Annotated in this window: 21 protein-coding genes and 1 pseudogene; 7 read left to right on the top strand and 15 right to left on the bottom strand. The window is 57.8% G+C overall.

Annotated features, from left to right (window positions below; genetic code table 11):
- Together AAAB35_RS04615 and AAAB35_RS04620 are read left to right on the top strand one after the other, a co-directional pair.
- Positions 1-1,151: AMP-binding protein (locus tag AAAB35_RS04615; protein ID WP_340667049.1), on the top strand; the 1,151-nt coding region annotated here is incomplete at its 5' end.
- A gap of 21 nt (positions 1,152-1,172) precedes the next feature.
- The gene (locus tag AAAB35_RS04620) at positions 1,173-1,568 is read left to right on the top strand and encodes a RidA family protein (protein ID WP_340667050.1); all 396 of its coding nucleotides are present in this window, start codon (positions 1,173-1,175) and stop codon (positions 1,566-1,568) included.
- A gap of 49 nt (positions 1,569-1,617) precedes the next feature.
- On the opposite strand, the gene AAAB35_RS04625 is transcribed toward AAAB35_RS04620, so the two are convergent.
- The 7 genes from AAAB35_RS04625 to AAAB35_RS04655 all read right to left on the bottom strand — a co-directional run bounded on the left by AAAB35_RS04625 (position 1,618) and on the right by AAAB35_RS04655 (position 10,347).
- Positions 1,618-3,159, bottom strand: coding sequence for an indolepyruvate oxidoreductase subunit beta family protein (locus tag AAAB35_RS04625; protein WP_340667051.1), 1,542 nt, complete (start codon positions 3,157-3,159; stop codon positions 1,618-1,620).
- Between the two features lies 1 nt (position 3,160).
- Positions 3,161-5,314, bottom strand: coding sequence for an indolepyruvate ferredoxin oxidoreductase subunit alpha (locus tag AAAB35_RS04630; RefSeq protein ID WP_340667052.1), 2,154 nt, complete (start codon positions 5,312-5,314; stop codon positions 3,161-3,163).
- Between the two features lie 38 nt (positions 5,315-5,352).
- Positions 5,353-6,144, bottom strand: coding sequence for a cyclase family protein (locus AAAB35_RS04635; protein WP_340667053.1), 792 nt, complete (start codon positions 6,142-6,144; stop codon positions 5,353-5,355).
- A gap of 105 nt (positions 6,145-6,249) precedes the next feature.
- A complete protein-coding gene (locus AAAB35_RS04640) occupies positions 6,250-7,530 on the bottom strand; it encodes a cysteine desulfurase-like protein (RefSeq protein ID WP_340667054.1) in 1,281 nt (426 codons plus the stop codon).
- Positions 7,531-7,591: 61 nt separating this feature from the next.
- Positions 7,592-8,266 carry an amino acid ABC transporter permease gene (locus AAAB35_RS04645; protein WP_340667055.1) on the bottom strand — a complete coding sequence of 225 codons (675 nt, stop codon included), beginning with the start codon at positions 8,264-8,266 and terminating at the stop codon, positions 7,592-7,594.
- Between the two features lie 83 nt (positions 8,267-8,349).
- The gene (locus AAAB35_RS04650) at positions 8,350-9,144 is read right to left on the bottom strand and encodes an ABC transporter substrate-binding protein (protein ID WP_340667056.1); all 795 of its coding nucleotides are present in this window, start codon (positions 9,142-9,144) and stop codon (positions 8,350-8,352) included.
- Between the two features lie 84 nt (positions 9,145-9,228).
- On the bottom strand, positions 9,229-10,347 hold the full coding sequence (locus AAAB35_RS04655; protein WP_340667057.1) for an aminotransferase class V-fold PLP-dependent enzyme: 1,119 nt from the start codon (positions 10,345-10,347) through the stop codon (positions 9,229-9,231).
- A gap of 223 nt (positions 10,348-10,570) precedes the next feature.
- Here AAAB35_RS04655 and AAAB35_RS04660 point away from each other — a divergent pair, with 223 nt between their 5' ends.
- Complete coding sequence (locus AAAB35_RS04660) at positions 10,571-11,245, top strand: GntR family transcriptional regulator (RefSeq protein ID WP_340667067.1); 675 nt, start codon at positions 10,571-10,573, stop codon at positions 11,243-11,245.
- A gap of 216 nt (positions 11,246-11,461) precedes the next feature.
- On the opposite strand, the gene AAAB35_RS04665 is transcribed toward AAAB35_RS04660, so the two are convergent.
- The 6 genes from AAAB35_RS04665 to AAAB35_RS04690 form a co-directional block, all read right to left on the bottom strand.
- A complete protein-coding gene (locus AAAB35_RS04665; protein WP_340667058.1) occupies positions 11,462-11,671 on the bottom strand; it encodes a cold-shock protein in 210 nt (69 codons plus the stop codon).
- Positions 11,672-11,885: 214 nt separating this feature from the next.
- The gene (locus tag AAAB35_RS04670; RefSeq protein ID WP_340667068.1) at positions 11,886-12,584 is read right to left on the bottom strand and encodes a fumarylacetoacetate hydrolase family protein; all 699 of its coding nucleotides are present in this window, start codon (positions 12,582-12,584) and stop codon (positions 11,886-11,888) included.
- Between the two features lie 5 nt (positions 12,585-12,589).
- The gene (locus AAAB35_RS04675) at positions 12,590-13,342 is read right to left on the bottom strand and encodes an ABC transporter permease subunit (RefSeq protein ID WP_340667059.1); all 753 of its coding nucleotides are present in this window, start codon (positions 13,340-13,342) and stop codon (positions 12,590-12,592) included.
- Between the two features lie 66 nt (positions 13,343-13,408).
- On the bottom strand, positions 13,409-14,212 hold the full coding sequence (locus AAAB35_RS04680) for an ABC transporter ATP-binding protein (RefSeq protein ID WP_340667060.1): 804 nt from the start codon (positions 14,210-14,212) through the stop codon (positions 13,409-13,411).
- Between the two features lies 1 nt (position 14,213).
- Entirely contained in the window at positions 14,214-15,029 is an 816-nt protein-coding gene (locus tag AAAB35_RS04685; protein WP_340667061.1) for an ABC transporter permease, read from the bottom strand.
- 11 nt (positions 15,030-15,040) lie between these two features.
- Positions 15,041-16,036 carry an ABC transporter substrate-binding protein gene (locus tag AAAB35_RS04690; RefSeq protein ID WP_340667062.1) on the bottom strand — a complete coding sequence of 332 codons (996 nt, stop codon included), beginning with the start codon at positions 16,034-16,036 and terminating at the stop codon, positions 15,041-15,043.
- A gap of 190 nt (positions 16,037-16,226) precedes the next feature.
- Between AAAB35_RS04690 and AAAB35_RS04695 the strand changes: the two genes are divergently transcribed.
- Positions 16,227-16,919: an FCD domain-containing protein gene (locus AAAB35_RS04695; RefSeq protein WP_340667063.1), complete on the top strand. Its 693-nt coding sequence runs from the start codon at positions 16,227-16,229 to the stop codon at positions 16,917-16,919.
- Positions 16,920-17,236: 317 nt separating this feature from the next.
- On the opposite strand, the gene AAAB35_RS04700 is transcribed toward AAAB35_RS04695, so the two are convergent.
- Positions 17,237-17,521, bottom strand: a complete 285-nt coding sequence (locus AAAB35_RS04700) for a hypothetical protein (RefSeq protein ID WP_340667064.1) — start codon at positions 17,519-17,521, stop codon at positions 17,237-17,239.
- A 377-nt stretch (positions 17,522-17,898) separates the two neighbouring features.
- On the opposite strand from AAAB35_RS04700, the gene AAAB35_RS04705 reads away from it, so the two are divergent.
- Complete coding sequence (locus tag AAAB35_RS04705) at positions 17,899-19,791, top strand: heavy metal translocating P-type ATPase (protein ID WP_340667065.1); 1,893 nt, start codon at positions 17,899-17,901, stop codon at positions 19,789-19,791.
- Positions 19,792-19,844: 53 nt separating this feature from the next.
- On the opposite strand, the gene AAAB35_RS04710 is transcribed toward AAAB35_RS04705, so the two are convergent.
- Positions 19,845-20,681 (bottom strand): universal stress protein, encoded by an 837-nt coding sequence (locus AAAB35_RS04710; protein ID WP_340667066.1) that lies wholly within the window; start codon positions 20,679-20,681, stop codon positions 19,845-19,847.
- 800 nt (positions 20,682-21,481) lie between these two features.
- Here AAAB35_RS04710 and AAAB35_RS04715 point away from each other — a divergent pair.
- Positions 21,482-21,736, top strand: a pseudogene (locus AAAB35_RS04715) (type II toxin-antitoxin system RelB/DinJ family antitoxin); the annotation flags it as partial.
- Complete coding sequence (locus AAAB35_RS04720) at positions 21,693-21,902, top strand: hypothetical protein (protein WP_340667069.1); 210 nt, start codon at positions 21,693-21,695, stop codon at positions 21,900-21,902. The pseudogene AAAB35_RS04715 and the gene AAAB35_RS04720, both read left to right, overlap by 44 nt.
- Positions 21,903-22,003: the final 101 nt, after the last annotated feature.

Here is a 22,003-nt window from a genome sequence, read left to right on the forward strand (position 1 = left end):
TCTTGAAACAGGTTGTCGGATTCGACGGAACTGCAAATCATGACGCGGAACTCGACCGGATTGCGCTCGACAAGCCGGTCCGCTTCGAGGCTGTAAAGACCGGGCGCGACGATGTTGCCCTGCTCGGATTTACCTCCGGCACCACCGGTGAACCCAAGGCGACAATGCATTTCCACCGTGATCTTCTGATGATCGCCGACGCCTATGCCAAGGAAGTGCTGAATGTGCAGCCGGACGACATATTTGTCGGATCGCCGCCCCTCGCCTTCACCTTCGGCCTTGGCGGCCTGGCGATCTTTCCGCTGCGGTTCGGCGCCGCCGCGACACTGCTTGAGCAGGCAACACCGCCGAAGATGATCGAAATCATCGAAACCTATAAGGCCACGATCAGCTTTACAGCGCCGACTGCCTATCGCGTCATGCTGCAGGCGATGAATGAGGGCGCGGACCTCTCCTCGTTGCGTGTTGCAGTCTCGGCTGGAGAGACGCTGCCTGCACCGATCTACGAGGCCTGGATGGCGAAGACCGGCAAACCGCTGCTCGACGGCATCGGTTCGACGGAAATGTTGCACATCTTCATCAGCAACCGTCTTCACGATTCAGGTCCGGGACGAACTGGCAAGCCGGTTGGCGGCTATGAAGCAATCATCGTCGATGAGGATATGCGCGAAGTGCCGCGCGGCGAGATCGGCGGGCTCGCCGTCCGCGGCCCGACGGGCTGCCGCTATATGGCCGATGATCGCCAGAAGAAATATGTATGCAATGGCTGGAACCTCACCGGCGATACATTCATCCAGGACGAGGAAGGTTATTTCCATTTCGCCGCGCGCTCGGACGACATGATCATCTCGTCGGGCTACAACATTGCAGGCCCCGAGGTGGAAGCGGCTTTGCTGGCCCATCCAGACGTCAGCGAATGCGCGGTTATCGGAGCGCCGGACGAAGCGCGCGGCCAGATTGTCCAGGCACATATCGTTCTCTGCGCCGGCATTGCAGCAGATGAGTTGACGGTCAAGCGGCTCCAGGACCACGTCAAGGAGGTGATCGCACCGTACAAATATCCGCGGTCGATCAAGTTCGTCGATGCCCTGCCGAAAACGGCAACGGGAAAGATACAACGCTTCCAATTGCGAAAAGCAAATCAGCATTAAAGACGAAGGTAGGAAAACAGCATGGTAGAAATTGTGCATCCGCAGGGCTGGCCACCGGCAAAGGGTTATTCGAACGGCGTGATTGGCGAAGGCAAGACATTGTTTATCGGCGGGCAGATTGGCTGGACCAAGGATCAGCAGTTCGAGACGGACGACTTTGTCGAACAGGCTGAGCAGGCCATGCGCAATATCGCCGATGTGGTGACCAGCGCTGGCGCAGAGCCGACGGATATCGTGCGGCTCACCTGGTTCATTACCGACAAGAAGGCCTATGTAGCCGAGCAGAGGCGGCTCGGCGAAGCCTATCGCCGCGTGTTTGGCCGCCATTACCCCGCCATGACACTGGTCCAAGTCATGGCACTGCTTGAGGATCGCGCCCTGGTGGAGATCGAGGCGACCGCAGTCATTCCAAGTTGACAGCGGCAAACACGTTCAACGGTTTCTCGTCAATATTTAAGAGACCGATTCAGGTCAACGTGGCGACCGTCTTCAGGGCACCATCCAGCATGGTGCCCTTCTCGTCCTTTAAAGCAGCCTCGCGCAGCCGCCGGATCCAGTCGGAGGCGTCGGCGCGTCCCTTCACGAGTTCGAGCCCCGAGAGAACTCGGTCGAACTTGGACGAGGCACGTGCGTGGGTATCGCTATAGCCCTTGATCAAGCGGCGGCAGTTGAGGATTTCAACCGCAAGAGCATAGTCCGCCGAAACATGATCCAGGGCAAGTTGATACCAGCGCTGCAAGTGCTGCATTTCCACCTGATGGCGCAGCAGGGACCGGCGCCAGCGACGCAGCCCACCGATGAACCAGAGCATGGCGAAGCCGGTCATGCTGTCGGTACGGATGTGGCGGCCACGGTTGATGCGCCGGTCAAGCCAAGCGGAGAGCTTAGGCCGGCTTTCGATATAAAGGCCAAGCGCCGAGGGCATGGTGCCGCAGAACTCTTCGATCCGTGGATGAAAATATTCTGTGAGCTGCAGGACCGTACCATCCTTGACTCCGACTTCGGCACGCACGCGGCTGTCGCGCCTCGACCGAGTCTTGAGATCGGAGACGCGGATCATGTCGTCGTAGCACATGGCGTTGGCCAGGTGCTTCGCCGCGGCAAGAGAAAGGGCGAAATCATGCTCGGGACGATCCAGCTTCACCGCCTCATTTAGCCGGTCGAGATATTCGCGGCCGTAGGCGATGTCCTGATAGTCGATCACCTTGCGCAGACCGCGCACGGCCATGTCACGGATCGCTTCGGGATAAGCGTCGATGCGTGTGCTTAGGGAGCGCCACTGCGACACGAGGCGTGGGGGTCCACTAACGCGAGACTTCGACGGCTGGACCTCCGGCGTTGGCGCTTTGGCGGCACTACTTTCGTCCCGCGCGCGATCATAGGCCGCCGCAAAGGTAGTCAGGCTCGCCTTTACACCTCTGCCCGAGTTCCCGACCACTTCCTCGTAGGTCGCGCGCGGAAATGGCAGTGCGCCCGAACCGGCAAGTGCGCCAAGCAGGCTTGCCGAAATCATCGAACCGGCATCGATGGCGATCTTCTCCATGTCGAAGCTGATAAACCGCTTGGCTGCACCCTTCGCAATCGTCATGACCTGGTCAGAAGGTGCGCGGCCATCGCCAGGCACGATCTTTTCCGAGACTGCGGCAATACGGTGCGAGGAGGCAATGAGCGTCGTGCGGTTTGGCGTGACGAACCCGCGAATGATGGCGCGGCCCGCTTCCATTAGTTCAGCAGCAATTAGAATGTCGACATCGCCCTGAGCCGGTGACAGCGCGAAAACCGGTTGCCGGCCGATATCGCGACACATCTCAATATAGTAGATCGTCGCGCCGGTACGCTGCGCCACACCGGCTACCGAAGTTGACTGAGCCCGATAGCCATTGCGCTCAGCGACTTCGGTAATCCAATCGGCAAGCACCCCTCCGCCCTGGCCGCCAACGGCGAGCACAGCCAACTTGATGATCTTGTCGGTTTCCACGATATCTTTTGCGAGTGATTGATCGGCCATCCTACGCGTCCATAAACTCCAGGCGCCGACGCTCGCGCCAGTTCTGGATTGCCCCGATCAGTTTGCGGCGCATGGTATCGGCAAACCTGTCCCACGGACCGGGGTTGTGCACGACATCGGCGCGGTAAAACGACGGGCAAAGAATGGCCGCATCCGCCACTTCGCCGCAATTGCCGCAGCCGACGCAGCTCTGATCGATATGGGCAACCGGATCGTCGCGCAGCGGATCATCAAGCGTCTTCACCGAGAGGGACGGACAGCCGGAAAGCCGCATGCAGGCGTGATCACCGGTACAGATATCCTCATCGATGCCGAATTTCGGTTTGACGATGCGCTCTCCGCCCTTGATCGCCTGGTCGACCAGCGGCTTTTCCCGGCGCTGGCGATTCAACATGCATTCCGACGAGGCAACGATAACTTTGGGGCCTTTCTCATCGGTGGTCAGTGCCTCGCGCAGCGTATCGCGCATCTTGCTGACATCATAGGTCCGCTCGATGTGGCGAACCCACTTGACGCCCATGCCTTCGAGCGCTTTGGTGATCGGATGTTTCGTCGATTTTGACCGGTTGCTGGCACGCGACGACAGGATGTCCTGTCCGCCAGTTGCGGCGGAATAATAGTTGTCGACGATGACGATCACGCCGTCATTGCGGTTGAACACGGCGTTGCCTATCGATGAAGTCAGGCCGTTGTGCCAAAAGCCCCCATCGCCGACGAACGAGATCGAACGGCGATTTGCATCGGGCGAATTGAACGCCGAGGCCGACGCTGGACCAAGGCCGTACCCCATCGTCGTTGCGCCCAACTCAAATGGCGGCATGATCGAAAACAGGTGGCAGCCAATATCCGAAGCGATGTGATGTGGTCCCAGCTCCTTTTCAACGAGCTTGGTCGCAGCGAAGATAGGCCGCTCCGGGCAGCCGGTGCAGAAGCCGGGCGGTCGCCCAGGTACCAAAGCGGTCAAGTCGGAAATGTCCTGCGAATGCTCTGCGGTATTGGGCGCGCGGATTTGGGCGGGAAGCAGATGTGGCGCGCGTTCGCGCAGGAAAGCACCGATGCCGTCGAACATGACCTGGCCAGTATACTCACCGGCCATCGGCATGACCTCCTTGCCAACGATGCGCGTGGTGTGATCGGCCTTGTGTAACATCGATGCCAAGGCCTGTTCGATGAAGTTCGGCTGGCCTTCCTCGATGACAAGAACCGCATCCTTGCCACCGCAGAAACGTAGGAACTCGTCGTCGACGAGGGGATAGACAACGTTCAGGACATAGAGCGGCACCTGCGTGTCGCCGTAAAGATCGGCAAGGCCGATGCGCTGTAATGCTCGAATGACGGCATTATACATACCGCCCTGCAGGACGATCCCGACTTTTGCGGTGTCGGGTCCAAAGAACTCGTTGATCTTGCGTGAGCGAATGAAATCGACGGCCGCAGGCCAGCGTTTCTCCACCTTCTCTTTTTCATGCATGAATGAGGCCGGTGGTAGGACAATACGCTGGGTGTCGCGCCGGGGCGAATCCAGCGCTTCGGCGACGGTCATTGCCGGACGCTTGTTGTCCTTGGCTGTGAACTGCCCGTGGACGTGACAGCAGCGAATGCGAACGAGCAGCATGACCGGTGTGTTGGAGGCTTCGGAAAGCTCGAAGCCGACTTCCACCGACTTGACGATTGATGGCAGGTTCGGGCGCGGATCCAAAAGCCAGACCTGGCTCTTCATGGCAAAGGCGTGGCTGCGTTCCTGCATGATGGAGGAGCCCTCGCCATAGTCTTCGCCCACAATGAGGAGCGCTCCGCCGGTAACGCCGCCCGATGCAAGATTGGCGAGAGCGTCGGAAGCGACATTGGTGCCGACGGTAGACTTGAAGGTTGCAGCGCCACGGATCGGATAATGGACCGAAGCTGCGAGCATAGCCGTAGCCGTTGCCTCCGAGGCGCTCGCCTCAAAATGGACGCCGAGTTCGCCAAGGATCTCCTGCGCATCGGCAAGCACGTCCATGAGGTGGCTGATAGGGGCGCCTTGGTAACCACCGACATATCCGACACCGCATTGCAGCAGCGCCTTGGTGATCGCCAGGATGCCTTCGCCGGAGAATTCCTCACCGGCACCGAGCCTCAGCTTTTCGACTTCTTTTGCGAATGACCGCTCAGCCATTTGAAAGCCTCCTCATGTCAGCTCCCTTCCCCTGATCGTCACGCCTTTGGTACGAGAGCGAGGACGCGCGTCGGGCTACCTGTACCGTTCTTGATCTTCAGTGGCGCAGCGATCAGGATCGCGCCCTTGGCCGGCAGACGGTCGAGATTACAGAGGCTGGCAAGACCATAACGATTGGCCTTGTGCATCAGGCTGTGCGCAGGAAATGGCGGGGTCATGCCGCCAGCCTGACCAGCATCGGTTCCAATCGTTTCGCTGCCCCAGCCGATCGCGCCCGTCGAAATAATGTATTCGATGGCCTCGGCCGTCGGTCCGGGCGTATGAGGACCGGTTTCATTGGCGTTGAGGAAATTCGCCTCCGAGCCGTTGCGCTTGTACCAGTCCGTGCGCATCACCACCCATTCGCCAGGGCGGATGGCGCCATACCTGGCCTCCCATAATTTTACGTGATCGGCGGTCAACAGGAAATCGTGATTTTCTGCGGCCTCCCTGGAGCAATCGATGACATTGACGGGCGCCACGAAATTCTTCGGGGCGATCGTATCGGTCCAGCCATCAGGATAGTCCCTGCCGGTGATCCAATGCTTCGGCGCATCGAAATGTGTGCCGGAATGCTCGCCAAGCTTGAGCCAGTTCCAGGCCCACCAGGGTCCATTCTTGTCGTAGGCAGATATCTCGTGGATTTCGATTTTCGGCGTATCGACGGCCAACTCCGGCGGCAGTTTGATCAAGGGCGTTTCCGGTCCGAGTTCGGCGGCCAGATCCACCACTTCCACGCCACCGGAAAGGAGCAATTCGGCCAGCTGGCCAAGAACTTCATTGGTCTTCATCAGTTATCTTCCTCTTCCCTTTTTCGCACCTTTGAGGCTGCGGTTCCCCGGTTGCAAGTTACTGCATAATGATGATGTTTGCGATCAATTCGCCGCGAAAACACCTCAAGCGTGCCGTTCGATCACGGTCTTCAGCGCTTTCTCAAAGCGATGAATTTCCTCCATTGTATTGTAGTGCACGAGCGAGAGGCGGATCGCGCCGCTTTCCATGCTCAGATTGAGGCGCTTCATCAGGCGCGGCGCATACATGTGGCCATCGCGGATACCGATCATCATATCGGACATCTCTTCTGTGACCAGTTTCGGCGACAGATTACCGATGTTGAAGCAGAAGGTCGGGACGCGCTCGTTAAGACGGGCGAAATCGCTGACGCCATAAATGATGGCACCGCAATCCTTAAGGACACGCAGCATTTCGGTTGCGAGCTGAAGCTCATAGGTGCGGATCTTGCTCATGCCGGCAACGATGTTTTCGCGGCGCTCGCGATTGTTGGACGGAGCGAAGTTCCGGCCGACCGATTCCAGATATCTCACCGCTGCGTCCATGCCAGAGACGTTTTCATAGATGAACGTTCCCGCTTCGATCTTGTGCGGAGGCACATCGGGAATGAAATCTTCGCGAAATGTCGGCAAACGCTTCAGCGTTTCAAAGCGGCCCCACAGGAAACCCATGTGCGGCGAGAAATTCTTGTAGCCGGAGCAGACCAGATAATCGCAATCCCAAGCTTGAACGTCGATCAGACCATGCGGCCCGTAGTGCACACAATCAAGGAATACTTCGGCGCCCGCCGCATGGGCGATCTTCGCCACGGACGCGACATCGACAATCGATCCGATCGAATGCGCAGTGACCGTGCAAGCAACCAGACGGGTGCGCTCGTTGACCAGGGGACGCAGGTCATCGACATGCAGGTTGCCGTCTTCCCGCATCCGCCACCAAACGAATTTCGCACCGGCCGATTCAAGAGCGAGCCAGGTCGCAATATTAGCATCGTGATCCATGTCGGTGACGATGATCTCATCGCGCTCCTGCAGCATCTGGCCAACGCCGAGACTGACCAGGCGGATGAACGACGTCGCATTCATACCGAAGCAGATTTCCTGTGGATCGCGGGCATTGATGAGAAGCGCCACGCTCTCGCGTGCATCGGCCACAGCCTTGTCGACCTGCACGCTTCGACCATAACGGCCACCGCGCTGAACGTTGAAATCGACAAGATGGGACTGCACCGCATCCAGTACGCTCTGTGGAATTTGTGCACCGGCCGCATTATCGAAGAAAATGAAGTCCCCGGCCTTTTTCAATGCAGGAAACATCGAACGCACGGCGTCGATCGGAAACACCGGCTCGTTCGCATCGGCCTTAATCATGTGGTACTGGGTCATAGCTGCTCCCTGAATAAATTGCGCATTCATGCTCGTGCTGGAATGGTTGACTGGTGGCGGTTCATCTCGCGTGCTGCTGCTTGCCGCGCTCCTCGAGATGACTGACCAGTCGAACGAGTGGCCATAGAAAGGCGAGATAGATAATTGCAGCGCCGATCAACGGCGTCGGATTGGCCATCAATGCCTGTGCGTCGGTCGCCTGTTTGAGCAGGTCCGGCATGGCGACCACGGAGGCCAGTGAAGTGTCCTTGTAGATCGACACGCAATTGCTGGTAAGCGGCGGGATGACGACCTTCAACGCCTGCGGAAGAATGACCTTGCGCATGGTGATCCAGAAGGAAAGGCCAAGCGCCGACGCCGCTTCAAACTGGCCCTTGGAAATATTCTCGATACCAGCGCGGCAGACTTCCGCGGTAAAGGCGGCAAGCACCATCGACAGCGCGATCGTTGCTGAAGTGAACGAAGTAAAGCGGATGCCGGCCAGCGGCAGCGCATAGTAGATCAGGATCAAGACGACGAGGATTGGCAGCGCCCGGAAGACGTCGATGTAAAAAATCGCCAGATACTTTAGCCAGCGCTGACCATAGAGCCGCATCAGGCACAGAATCAGCCCAGCGATACAGCCGAAGAAGATGGCGGCGCAGCCGAGCAGGATGGTGTTGCCGAGCCCGCGCAACAGGATTGGAAAGGATTCGACCAGAATTTGCCAATTGAAGAAGGTGTTGATCAATTCCATAGGCCTGCCTGTGACGTGGAGAGCTCGCAGCCGACAAAATGGCCGGAATGGCCGGTGACAGGCACCGGCCGGGCGATCAACTATTATTCAGCCTTCGGGACCGGGAGAGACTTGACCGTGCTGGTGCCCGGCTCGGGGTCAACGTTGAACCACTTCTTGTGGATCGCGGCCATCGTACCATCCGCTTTCATCGCCGAGATGGTTTCGCTGACTTTTTCCACCAGCGGACTATCCTTCTTCGCCATCATGGCGAAGCGTTCGCCGGTTGGAATACGGACCAAAATCTTGAGGCCGGGTATCTTGGTCATGGCATATTGAAAACCTGCAAGCTCGCCTGCCCCGCCTTCGATACGGCCGTTCTGCACTTCCATCAGAAGATCCTGCTGGGCGGCATAGCTCTTTACTTCGGCGATGCCGAGCTTTTCAGCATTGACCTTCGACCAGGCCTCACCAGTGGAACCGGCGATCACACCGATGGTCTTGCCCTTCAATTCATCCAGCGACTTGATCGTGGAGTCGGCTTTACCGACAACCGTACCGTCGCTGTCATAATAGGGCTGAGTGAAGGACTGGTTCTTGAGGCGATCATTGGTGATCGAAATCGACGAGATGGCAAAATCAATACGGCCGGAACTAGTGGCAGCAAAGAGTGCCTGAAACCCCATATCCTGGAATTCAGGTTTCATGTTGAGCCGTTTGGCAACCTCTTTAACGACGTCTACCTCAAAGCCTTCAAAATCCCCCGACGCGGTCTTGTATTCCCATGGCGGATTTGCCGGATAGGCACCAACGACAATCGTATCAGCGGCAATAGCGAGTGCGGCGGCAAAGAGACCCGTCGCGATGAGCATTCCCATTAGACCTAAACGATTCAACATTTAATTTCCCTCTGTTATCGCCACTGCTCGTGGCATTGCTTGATATTCTGCACCTAACCTGCATCCTCATCAGGAGATGCACCTCTACTCCATCAATTGTTCGAGTGCGCCGCAAAGAGCATCGACGCTCTCAACGTTTGTCACGCTGCCCGGCGAAAGACGCAGGGTTGATCCGCGAGCATCACAATAGAGTTTCTGTTCACGCAAGCCGGAAACGATGCAGCCAGAATCAAGGCTTTCGGGAAGCGAAAGCATCACGCTACCCCCGCGCTTGTCTTCATCAAGAGGCGAACCAACCATCCAGCCGTTTTCGAGTGACCGCATGATAAGGCGGTTCGTCAATGCAAGATTCTGCGCACGGATAGCGTCGACGCCGACGCTGGTCGCCCATTCAAGACCCGGTAGTGAGGCGACCGAGGCGAGGATCGCGGGCGTTCCATGATCGAAGCGCCGGGCGTCCGACGCATAGGTAAAGCGGTCGAGGTCCCACGAGAAAGGATTGTCCTGACTGAACCAGCCGCGCAGTTCCGGCTCACATCTGGAAAGTAGATCAGGCCTCACCTGAAGAATGCCGGCGCCGGACGTGCCGCAAAGCCATTTCAGCGATGTCGAAACAACAAAATCCACGTGCGTATGTTCAATCGAGAATGGCGCGACGCCCACGCCCTGGGTAATGTCGGCACCGACGATCGTTCCCAGGCGATGGCCATGGTCGACCAGCCTGGCAACGTCAGAACGGTGCGAGGCGGTAGACGTGACAAACGTCAGCAGCGCCACGCCGACATCGTCCTGCCAGCGCGCTATCATGTCTTCCTCGCGCACCCATCTCTCGCCGGGCCTCATGGGTACTGTGTCGAGCACGAAGCCAAAGCGGGGCGCGATCTTGGCGAGCATGAAATGCAGACTGGGAAAGCAATCCGCCGCGACGAGAAAGCGGCGCCCGGCAAGGCTCGCTTCTGGCAGGCCGCCGACCAGACTGTAGAGCGCGGTTGTGACATTTTCGGCTGTCGTCAATGATCCCGCAGGCGCATCGATCAACGCGCTCCAGAGGTTAATGAAGCGTTTGCGCGCTGCGAGCGCCGCAGGCCACTGACCATCATCCTCCGCAGACCATATTTCAGAAAAACCAGCCAATGCCGTGGTCATGGCCACGGCCTTTCCTGGAAAAGTACCTATGGAATGGTAGAGGAAATAGCCCGACATGCGATGCCTCAAATATTTCTGTGATCATTTGATCACAGATGCTATAATGCGTCAATCGAGCAAAATGCGGAATTTGTCTGGCTGCAGCTTCGCGTCAGATGAGATTGTAATCTCGAGAAATTTCGGGCTATCTGGACCAAGATCGAAGTTGACAATCCGGCTTGTTCTCAAGGCCGGCCAATAGATCGTAAGGGAAACGAAGAAGGAAAATGCCTCGGTGGATATGAGTTTGGGACCCGTCTCATCGCGCACGACGATTCAGGATGGCGTTTATCAGCAGCTGCGCCAGGCCTTGATGAACGGACAGTTCAATCCGGCGCAAAGTTTGACGATCGCAGGTCTGGCTGAAACCTTCGGGACCAGCAACATGCCCGTGCGCGAAGCACTGCGCCGACTTGCAGCGGAAAATGCGCTTGAGATCGCCTCAAACGGGTCCGCGCGTGTGCCTGTGGTCACTGCAGCGCGCCTGGACGATCTGTGCCGGGCCCGCATTGTGGTGGAAGCGCTGGCTACAGAGCTGGGAGCGCCGCGACTGACGCCGAAGGACCTCGAAGTCCTCAAGGGGATAGTCTCGGAACAGAAGGAAATTGGGCGTGACAAGAATATCTACACGCTGATTACCAAGAACCAGCAGTTCCACTTCACCATTTATCGGGCGTCGGGATCGGATGTTTTAATCCAGCTCATCGAAACACTCTGGTTGCGGTTTGGCCCTTATATGCGGATGCTGTCGACGCATGTGGCTCCATTGATCCGCGCTGGCGAATCCGAGCCCTCAGGTAGACATATCGCTATTGTCGAAGCGCTTGAAAGCAGGGATTTTGCCCGGGTGCGTGAAGAAATAATCGCCGACATCAGCGCCACCCAGGAAGTCTTGCGACCACTTTGCCCTGAATGACCCAAAACCGAATGGACGGTCAGGCGATCAGCAAAAAGGCACAAACCAATAGATCAGCCGACCCCGACAATCCTGCAGGTACCGTAATCGACCAACGTGACATCATGCGGAAAATAGATAGAGGCATCCAAAGATGCCCCTACCCTGTTCGCACCTGTCGCATAGGTCTGTTGCGATAGGATTTCTAACTGCACGCTCCTGAGGCGCTAATGCATATCAAAGTGCAATCAATTGATCCGCCGATGCCTTGCCTGATCGCTTGTCCTGCACAAGCTCGTAACTGACTTTCTGACCGTCATTGAGGCTGCGTAAACCTGCACGTTCAACCGCAGAAATATGCACAAACACATCTGCACCGCCGTCATCAGGCTGGATAAAGCCGAAACCCTTTGTTGAGTTGAACCATTTAACTGTGCCTTTGGTCATGTGAACCCTCCCTCGCAATAGCCAGCAACACATCGATAGCGCGATAAGCCTGCATTCACAATGACGTCGTTCAATATCATCGGACATCTCGAAATCAAACGTTCACTCGAAATCGAATCCCATTGATAAATGCACGATGAAAAGGCTGAGGATGGCCATTTTGGGAGGCGCGTGTTTTTTGCCCCTGAGATCTGATCGTTGACCGACTTGGCTTTTAGACGACACGGACCTCCAGATCACCGACACCGTCGATATGACCCTTGAGCACATCGCCGCGACTGACAGCGCCAACGCCAGCAGGCGTTCCCGAAAAGATGATGTCACCAGGCATCAAGGTAAACAGGCCCGACAGATAACTGATCATCTCTGGTACCTTCCAGATCATCTGGTTGAGATCTCCAGTTTGTTTTCGCTCCCCGTTGAGGTTCAGCCATATTACGCCTTGTGAGGGATGGCCGATCGTGGCAGCAGCAAACAGCGGTGTGCACGGCGCCGATGTTTCGAAAGCCTTTCCAACTTCCCACGGACGACCCATATCTTTGGCCTTGCCCTGCAGGTCGCGCCGCGTCATGTCGAGACCGACGCCATAACCGTAGACGCAATCAAGTGCCTTCTCGACGGGGATATCCGTGCCGCCGCTCTTTAACGCCACCAGCATTTCGATCTCGTAGTGGACATCGTTGGATGCTGCAGGATAGGGAAATCGTCCGCTCGTATTGAGGTTGTCGGGATTCTTCTGAAAGAAAAATGGGGGCTCCTTATTGGGATCGTGCCCCATCTCCACCGCGTGGGCAGCGTAGTTCCGGCCGACGCAATAGACCCGGTGTACTGGGAAAAACTGGTCGGACCCTGCAACCGGGATGGCAGGGACGGGCGTTGGTTCGATGACGTAGTTTGATGCTGGGCTATCCATGTTCATTATCTTGCTCCTGCGTAATATTCGACTTTCGCTTCTGCTTGCTCGATCAGTTGGGCCACCAACAGGGCAAAGGCGAAAAGGATGATGGTAAGGGCCCAGAATTCGGGCATGCGGAAGTTTCGTGAAAACGTTTCGAACAGGGCGCCATAACCGACGATTGCAACCAGCAATTGGCCGATTACGACGCCCTTGACGCCGCGAATAAGGCCAAGGCGGATACCGGCGAGGATTTCCGGAAGTGCTGCCAGCAAAATGACCTTGGTGTAGAGCGCACGGCGGGAAGCGCCATAGGACCGCGCCATCTCCACAAGGGACGGCGAAATATGCCGGACACCGGCGCGGGTATCGAGAACGATGATCCAGATCGCGAACAGAAACACCGCTGCAACGATCGTGGGCTCGCCGAAGCCAAAGAGGATCATCAGGACTGGAACCAGCGCAGAAAGCGGAGCGCTGGAAAAAATGTTCACCCACATGCCGAGCAGGTCATCGGCTACCTTGACGCGGCCCATCAGAATACCAAGCGGCACTCCAAACACGATTGACAAGGCCATTCCCATGACAAATGCCCGCAGCGTGGTGATCGTCGCGTTCTGCCAGGACGCGGTCTGCACGAGGTTGACAGCGGCGGCAAGCACCTCGCTCAAGGGCGGGAGCAGGAAGACCAGATTCGTCCGTCCGATGATTTCCCAGATCACGCACCAGACGAGAAGAGACGCCATCATCGGCACGCGGTAGCCAAACAGCGTCATTTGCGTACCTCACGAACACGGCTGGGTTGATTGTGGTTCTGGGGATTGGCGACAGATGGCATTGGTCTACTCCACATATTGCTTCAGCCCCTGCCAGATCTCCTCAACGGTATCGAGATAGTGTTTGTCCCGATGAATGCGCTCCGGATCGCCGGAGCGATCGATTTGTGGCTCGATGACCTGTGATACCCTGCCGGGCCTCGGCGACAACAGCACGATGCGGTCAGAGATATAGACGGCCTCCTCGATGGAGTGTGTAACAAAGATGAACGTCTTGTTTTGATTGGTGCGCAGCCGGATCAGGTCTTCCTGGAACTTCCGCCGATTCTGTTCATCTACCGCGGAAAACGGCTCGTCGAGGAGCAGAACATCGGCATCCACCGAAAGTGCCCGTGCCAATCCGACACGCTGGCGCATACCCCCGGAAAGCTCGTGAGGGTATTTGTCGGCGAAGCCGGCGAGACCGACTTCATCGATATAGTGACGGGCTATGTTTTCCCGCTCGTTCCTGTCCATTCCGCGCAGTTCAAGGCCAAATGCGACGTTGCGAAGCACAGTTGCCCAAGGCATCAGCGCGAAGTCCTGGAACACGAAGGCCCGCTCGGGTCCAGGTGTGGTGACGTGTTTTCCATCGATCGCGATGGTGCCCGCATCGGCTCGTATCAGACCGGCGATGATCTTCAGCAGTGTGGTCTTGCCGCAGCCGCTAGGACCCAGAAGACTGGTCAATTTGCCCCTCGGAAAGTCGAGGTCGATACTGCGGAGCGCCTCCACGCTTCCGTAGTATTTGGAAATTCCCCTCACCTCTACAATCGAATCTGTTGGCATTGGAACTGGCGATGGTCCATTACGCAATACGGTGGCGCGCATGTCATGCTCCTCGCTTCTCGGGCCTGAACACGCGGATCTCAATCCACTGCAGCGCAACAAGCGTGAGTGTCGAAAGTGCGATGATCGAGCCAATTGTTGCATACATCTCGGCATAGTCGGCACGCGAGCGGTGGAAGGTGATGAGATCGCCGATGCCGGTCGGTGTGATGAGCAGTTCGGCGAGAACGACGCCGACGAATCCCGCTGCGACACCCAGGCGCAACCCTGCGAAGATGACCGGGCTGGCGTCGGGAAGAATAATCTTGGCCACGGTCTGCCACCGTGTCCCGAGAAACGACCGGCACATGGCGAGCAGGGATTCGTTCACATTGCGCACCGCCTTGTAGGTGTTGAGCACGATCACAGGCAATGCAAGGATCATCACGGCCAGCGTCTTGGCCGTCATGCCGATCCCGTAGATGAACGTGACCATGGGGATGAAGGCGGCGACGGGGGCTGCCTGAAGCACAATGAACACCGGAACGAGCAGCCATTCACCGGTGCGCCACAGTCCGCACAGCGTACCAAGGCCGACGCCAAGGAAAGCCGAGAGAACGACTCCGAGCAGCAGGGGTTGCAATGTTGAAAGATATGCAGTTGGCAGGCTGCCATCGGCAATCAATTTGACGAATGCGATCATTGTATCGGAGAAGGTCGGAAAAGCGAAGCTCACCGGGATCCGGCCGGCGATTTCCCAAGCACCGGCAAATAAAGCGATTGACACGAACCGCAGAAGAATCGGCTGGTCCCGCCAGCCGGCCGCCGCCTCGCGTCCCGAACGAGACGCGAGGCGCTCAGCCCTGAGACTGCTCTCCATGGGCCGGGCTCCTATTTCTTGCCGAGCTTGGCCACGGCGCGGTCGATCGCCGCGAAATCCCAGAAATCGTCGACCTTGAGGGTCGCCGGATCGCCTTCGATCTGACCGGCCAGGCTAAAGAAAGCAAAGTCGCCGGACGCTGCGTCGGTGCCGCCACCATTCAGAGCAAGGCTGCCCGCCTCAGTGGTTTCTTTGTAGTATTCCGCGATTTCCTTGTCGGCATCCGCACCGAGATCCGGCAAAAGCTTGTACTTGTTGCGGAACTCCACCGCGACAGCGGGATTTTCGGTGATCTCACGTCCAGTCTTCATCAATTCTTCGACCAGAATGTCGACATCGGCCGCGTTGCTCTTCAGGTAGTCCGCCCTCGCAAACAAAGCCTCATCCGATGCGCTGACATTGTCGACCGGCAGGACAGTGAACTTGCCGGGCGCCTCTGCTTCGAGCGCACGTCGGTTGGCCGCGTCTACGATCGAGGCTTTCAAGGTTCCCTGGATCAACGCGTTGCGGCGGACCTCAGAGCCTGGCACATAGCTGATCTTGCCGAGCGTGATACCATTCGCCTTAGCCATCAGCAACATGACGGCCTCCGTGCCTGAGCCTCGCGCCTGAACCGCCACTTCCTGTCCATCGAGGTCCTTCCAGGTCTTGTAGGACTCGCTGTTAACCACCGGGAAAAATCGCAATGTGGAGATTTGGGCGAAGATGCGGATCGGCACTCCTACCTTCTGGATCAAGGTATAAGGCGTTCCGATTCCGACATCGGCCTGACCACCGACAATTGCCTGGGCGGCAAGGTCCTCGTCATTGAGAACGATCAGATCGACGGCAACGCCGCGCTCCTTGGCGCGCTCGATTGCAGCGAGGGTCTGGATGGACTCTATTCCAGGCAGATCGCCAAATGCGATCCGCATGTCGCCAGCATGTGCAACCTGAAATGGCATTGTAGTTACGATGGCTGTGGCAAAAGCAATGGCTAGTACGGCACGTCTGGACAGCTTGGGCATTGTTGTATCCTCCCATGTCTTTTGTAACCAATTTCCCAAATGGTTAGAGATTGAAGCCGGATTGGTCAAGCCTTATTAGCAAATTCGAGCGATGCTGGAGACCAAAGAGACCGCAAACTCAACAGTTGACGGAATGTCGTATTCGAATTAACACCAATATTTGGAATCAATATGTAGATTGGTCAAACCAATGGATAATGTTGGAGACGGCGGCCACGCTGCGCTGGTGCAGCTTCAGGCGTATCTGGGCCAGATGGACCTTTCCGGTGAAACACGATTGCCAGCCGAGAGGGAGTTGTGCGAGACCCTGGGCGTATCGCGCGGCGATCTGCGCAAGGCCCTGGCCGTACTTGAGAAAGACGGCCGAATCTGGCGCCACGTCGGCAAGGGTACCTTCGTCGGCAGCGGACCCATTGAGGAGACGATCGGCATTTCCGAGATCGCCGGACGAACAAACCCCGCCGATGTGATGCGCGCTCGACTTATCATCGAGCCGGAGATTGCGCGCGAAGCGGCTCTGCATGCGACCCTCGACGACATCGCTGCCATGCGACAGTCGCTCGCACAGACTCGCGATGCAGCCACATGGCGACAATATGAAAATCTCGACAATCTGCTCCACCGGCAAATCGCCCAGGCGAGTAGCAACAACGTGCTGCTCGGCCTTTTCGATGTGCTGAATGCGGTTCGCCGCACTGTGGTATGGGGTCGTCTACGCTCTGATGGTACGCGCCCTCCAGCCGACCATCACAGTTTCACAGACCATGAACGGATCGTCGAAGCGATCGCCGAACGAGACCTTAGCGGAGCGGCAGCCGCCATGCGCCTGCATCTGCAGCAAGTCGAGCGGCGTTTGATCCCCGTCCGTGAAGCGGCTGAATAGTTCGCCTTCGTGCCGGACGCCCGGCTTTGACTCTGGAGCTAACAGCTGCTCACCTCATCTCGAGTTCTGGCGTTTCAGGTCGCTTTAACGCAAACAACGTGACAACGCCGGCAGCCTTCCTCCCCAAATCCGCCGATGAATGTCAATCGAAAGCGCTCGGCCAACGGGCAGCCGTTTACAGGGAGGGGTCGCAAAAAATCTTTTTAAAGCACGGTGCTTGAGGACGTTGGCGTGCGATTAACATCACTCGATGGCCTTTCACCCAGCCAGATCTTTACTGGACATCCATACCCCCAAGAAGCCGGATCGATCGGAATTTACAAACCTTTAGACATGGGCGGAATTGGCGTATCCAGGGGCCGGTCCCGGACATACCCGTGCACGCCATTCTCATCAATCACGCCAAGATCACCATCCTTCAAAGCTTCAAGGAGATCGGTGACCGCATCCTTGAGAGCCCAAAGCGCGGCCCTCGCTTGGCGCGGTTCCCGGGTGCGGACATGGATGATAACTACCTTGTCCTTACTTACGATGGGGACAATTTCGATCTCGGTTATGAGATACGGTTCGTCGACGAACCGCTGCCAAGCGAAAGACGTCATTCGCGCTCCTCCTCTTTTTGAAACGAGTATACACTTGACGGCCGTTATAGGCACATATCTCCCTTATGAGCGCTTCACTCGTCTTGTTCATGCTAATCAAGGCGTCGGCGGAATCGGCTTCCCCCCGCTGAACCGTTCAATGAGTTACGGGCGCATGAACGCCTGAAGTTCCTCGGGTGTCGTCTTTGTTAGCGTCCACATCGGCATTCCGCCCATCATACCGGACTGCATCATGTTTCGACCCATCATTCTGGATTGAGCGGGCTGCTCACACCTTGGCGGGCGCCGCGATGGCCCGTAGGATGGACTCAATCAAATGTCCGTGTGGCGGCTGTTTGGGCAGCCGCAAATGCGCAACGTGAACGAGGGCACCCAGGATGAGCGGGAAAGGCAGCGACAGATTCAATATCGTCGTACTAGTCATTGCCCTCTCCGGCCTGGCAGTGGGAATCGGCCTCAGGGTCGCCGGACGGATTTATCTCGCCGAGATGTTCTGGGTCGCGGGCGTTATTACTGTCCTCGCGGCCCTCGTCCTCGAGATTGTTCGAAGCCTGTGGAGGGGCGAGGTCGGCCTCGACATTGTAGCGGCCCTGTCCATGACCGCCGCGCTCGTCTTCGGAGAAACGCTCGCCGCCGCTGTCGTCGCACTGATGTATTCCGGAGGCACATTCCTCGAGAGCTTTGCCGAGGGCCGCGCTCGGCGCGAGATGCGCGACCTCCTCGCGCGCGTCCCGCGCACGGCCACCCGGCACCGCGACGGAGCGCTGGACGAGGTTTCACTCGACGCAATTGTACCCGGCGATCTTCTCCTGATCCGGCAGGGAGACGTCGCACCCGTCGACGGAACTGTCGAGAGCAAGCGTGCGGTGGTGGACCAGTCGGCCATGACAGGTGAATCAATGCCTGTGAGACTGATGCGCGGTCAGGAAGTAATGAGCGGCTCCGCCAACGCGGGCGAGGCCTTCGACCTGCGTGCCAGCCGCCGTGCGGCGGAAAGCACCTATGCCGGCATTGTCCATCTGGTGGAGGAGGCGCAGCGGTCAAAGGCCCCGATGTCGCGATTAGCGGACCGCTATTCAATCCTGTTCCTGATAGTTACCGTAACGCTTGCAGCGGCCGCGTGGTGGCTGACAAATGACCCGATCCGCGCGGTGGCCGTGCTTGTCGTGGCTACGCCATGCCCGCTTATTCTCGCGGTACCGATCGCACTTGTCGCGGGGCTGTCGCGCGCGGCACACTTCGGCGTGTTGATCAAGGGCGCGAAGCCGCTCGAGGCGCTTGCTCGAGTCCGGACGTTGATCCTCGACAAGACCGGCACGCTGACGGACGGACGCCCGCAGATCGTGTCGGTCAGTACGTATGCAGACTTGCCGCCAGACGAGGTACTTTATCTCGCCGCTGCAGCCGACCAGGCATCAAAACACCCTATGGCGCAGGCGATCGTTGCCTCGGCACGCGCGCGCGACATGGTCCTGCCGGTGCCGACCGACATTGAAGAAGTTCCAGGAGAGGGCGTCGCAGCGCGGGTGGATGGCCGGTCCGTCGTCGTAGGCGGGACGGATTTCGTGATACGCCGGATTGGCGCACCGCAGAATCCGCATCAGGTGTCGGAAGCAGGTTCTGTGCTCGTCGCCGTTGCCGTAGAGAGACAGCTCGTCGGAATTTTGGTCCTGGCCGACCCGTTGCGTGCGGAAACGGCAACCTTTCTTGCGGGCGCCCGCCTTCACGGCATCGGCCGCATTCTGCTTGCCACCGGTGATCGCCGTGCCGTCGCTCAGGCAGTGACCGACGGGCTCGGTCTCGACGCGGTCCGTGCTGACCTGACGCCGGACCAGAAGGTCTTGCTCGTGCTGACCGAGCGCAAACACGGCCCTGTGATGATGGTGGGAGACGGCGTCAACGACGCTCCGGCTCTTGCGGCTGCCGATATTGGCGTGGCTATGGGGGCAAGGGGCGCGGCTGCCTCCGCTGAGGCTGCCGACGTAGTTCTATTGGTTGACGATCTCGGCCGGCTCCTTTCGGGGCTGGAAGTGGCCAGTCGATCCCGCCGGATCGCGCTCGAAAGCGTCGTGGCGGGAATAGGCCTTGCAATGGCCGGGATGGTTGCCGCAGCACTTGGCTACCTCACGCCAGTTCAGGGGGCGCTCCTGCAGGAGGCGATTGACTTCGCCGTCATCCTGAACGCGCTGCGTGCACTGCGGATATCACCAAGCGTCGGAACGAAGAACAGCACACAACCGCAGGTCTGTCCAACTCCAGTTTCAGGCTGAAAGCTTCAGGACTTCTCGATGAGAATGCTTCCTCAACCACAAACCATCCTGCCTCAGTGCGATAGTAAGATGGGCAAGCGAACGTCATTCAAAACATCCTCGGTCGCGCCACCAAGCACGAAATCCCTTATGCGCGAATGACCATATCCGCCCATCACGAGAAGTTTCGCTCCAATTTTTAGGGCGTGATTTTGAAGTGTCTCGCCGATCGGGCGGCCTTCAGTGTTGATACAAGCAGATTCAACAGCTAGACCACGCCGCCTCAGAGAAATTGCCAGCCGCTCACCTATATTTTTTTCGTGAATCGGCTTCTCGTCCAGAATGGTGACGATCGAGGTCCGCTTGGCACGCTGCAGGAATGGCTGCGCATCTGCAAGCGCACGCGCCGCAACGCGGCTCCCATCCCAGGCAATCATGACGTGGTCGAGCGCGTCGATAGCGGCCAAATCGGGAAGCAGGATTACTGGACGGCCGGATCCGAAGACAAGTCCCTCAGTTGTCATTCGCCCTGCAGAGCTCTTTGCTTCCCATCCCATCAGCGAAAGATCGCTATATCGCGCTTCCACTGCTGCTACATCGCCAAAGCCGACAGGGTGCGCGGTGATCTCGCCCGTCGTCAGAGCAACATCCATTTCTGCTGCTTTCTGCTTAATGGCCGTAAGTAATCTGATACCGGCGGTGCGGCTATTGCGTTCAGCTTCTCTGACCATCTCAGGAAGGTTCAATAGAACTTCGGCGAATGCATTGGAAACGTCGGGAATGTTCACATTCATTGCGAGTGCATGAAGATCGGCGCCAAGGTGGGCCGCCACAGTGATGGCGTTCACAATTACCTTTTCCGAACTAGCATCCGGGTAAGTGATCAATGGCAGAAGAGCCAACGTACGCATCAGATTTTTCCTTGTGTTGTTTGCATGGCTCAGAGACGTAAGGGCCACACAGCGTCAAGCCTCAGATCTTGCGCTCGTCGCTAACGCGGCATCCCCTTTATTCATCGTGAAACATTATAGACCAGGCGGACAATTGAGGGTTTGATCCGTGTCAAGGCAGGCTCGCCACACTGCATTTTACGCTTACGCGTCAGCCATCGCCAGTCTGAAACCAGTCGTGGTCCGTGCCGGCACAGGTGCAGAGAGTTGACCGGCTCGGAGCATGTCGCTTTTTGGCAAGCCGCCGACGGTCGGGTTCATGATCAAGATCGAGATGCTGACGGCTGCGTTTGGGCGTTTCTCGCTGTTCTAGGGCAAAGCACTGTGCCAGAATACGATGTCAGGCGGAGGACCGGCGAGTTGGCAGTTAGCAAAAGTAAGGAGCAAAGAGCTCCGATGCAAATGAAGCGTGGATGCCGGGCGTCCTTAAGCGTCACTATGGTCCTGCTCGTGGAATTCGCCTGTGGGAGTGCAGAGGCCGATATCGCCAGCGGCAGAAAGATTGCTGAGCGTTGGTGCTCAGAGTGTCACGTCGTTGCGCCCGGGCAGCGGCAAGCCTCTGACTCCGTTCCCACTTTCGCTCAAATCAATAGGTCGGGGCGTTTTGACGAGGCAACGCTTTCCGCCTTCCTGGCGAACCCCCATCATTCGCGCATGCCGGACCTCTCGCTGACCCGTTCCGAGATTGCCGACCTCGTCGCTTATATCCGACGTCAAGGGCGCTAATTACAGGCGTCACGAAGACAGCGCCAGCACCAAGTTTGCCTGCCGACGTCAAGGAGCGCGCCACGGCGATTCTAGAAAACATTGGCTTGACGGTCTCGGATGCCGTTCGAATCCCACTAACGCGGACAGCAAATGAAGGCGCCCCTGGAAGTTGTCAGCCACAGCGAGGTCCATGATACGTGGTTCCGGGCAAGGTTTTGCAAGAGCTTGAGGACACACGGCCCGATTTCGATGGTGGCGATACCGATGCGCAGTTTCACGAGCGCCGGGGCGGCAGCCTTGCGCAAAGCAGGCACGGCCGCTTTGTTTCAAGTCTGCAGTTCGAAGGCGTTCAAGGCGGTCGCGCCCACTTTGCGCCGCACATCTCGCGATACCTGCGAGAACGCTGAAAATGGCTGGAAGATCGGCCCGCGCCGCTTCGCGACTGCGCACAGCAATAGCTCAGGGAGCGGTTGAACTGCTGACTCTGCGAAGAAGAAACTGGTGTGCCGTAAGGCATTTACCACCTAAGCGTCCAGCGTGGGTATTCTGTCAGGAGATCAAGCGAAAGTATTGGT

Origin of the sequence: Phyllobacterium sp., from assembly GCF_037994425.1 — a bacterium.
In the GTDB taxonomy this organism is placed as follows: domain Bacteria; phylum Pseudomonadota; class Alphaproteobacteria; order Rhizobiales; family Rhizobiaceae; genus Phyllobacterium.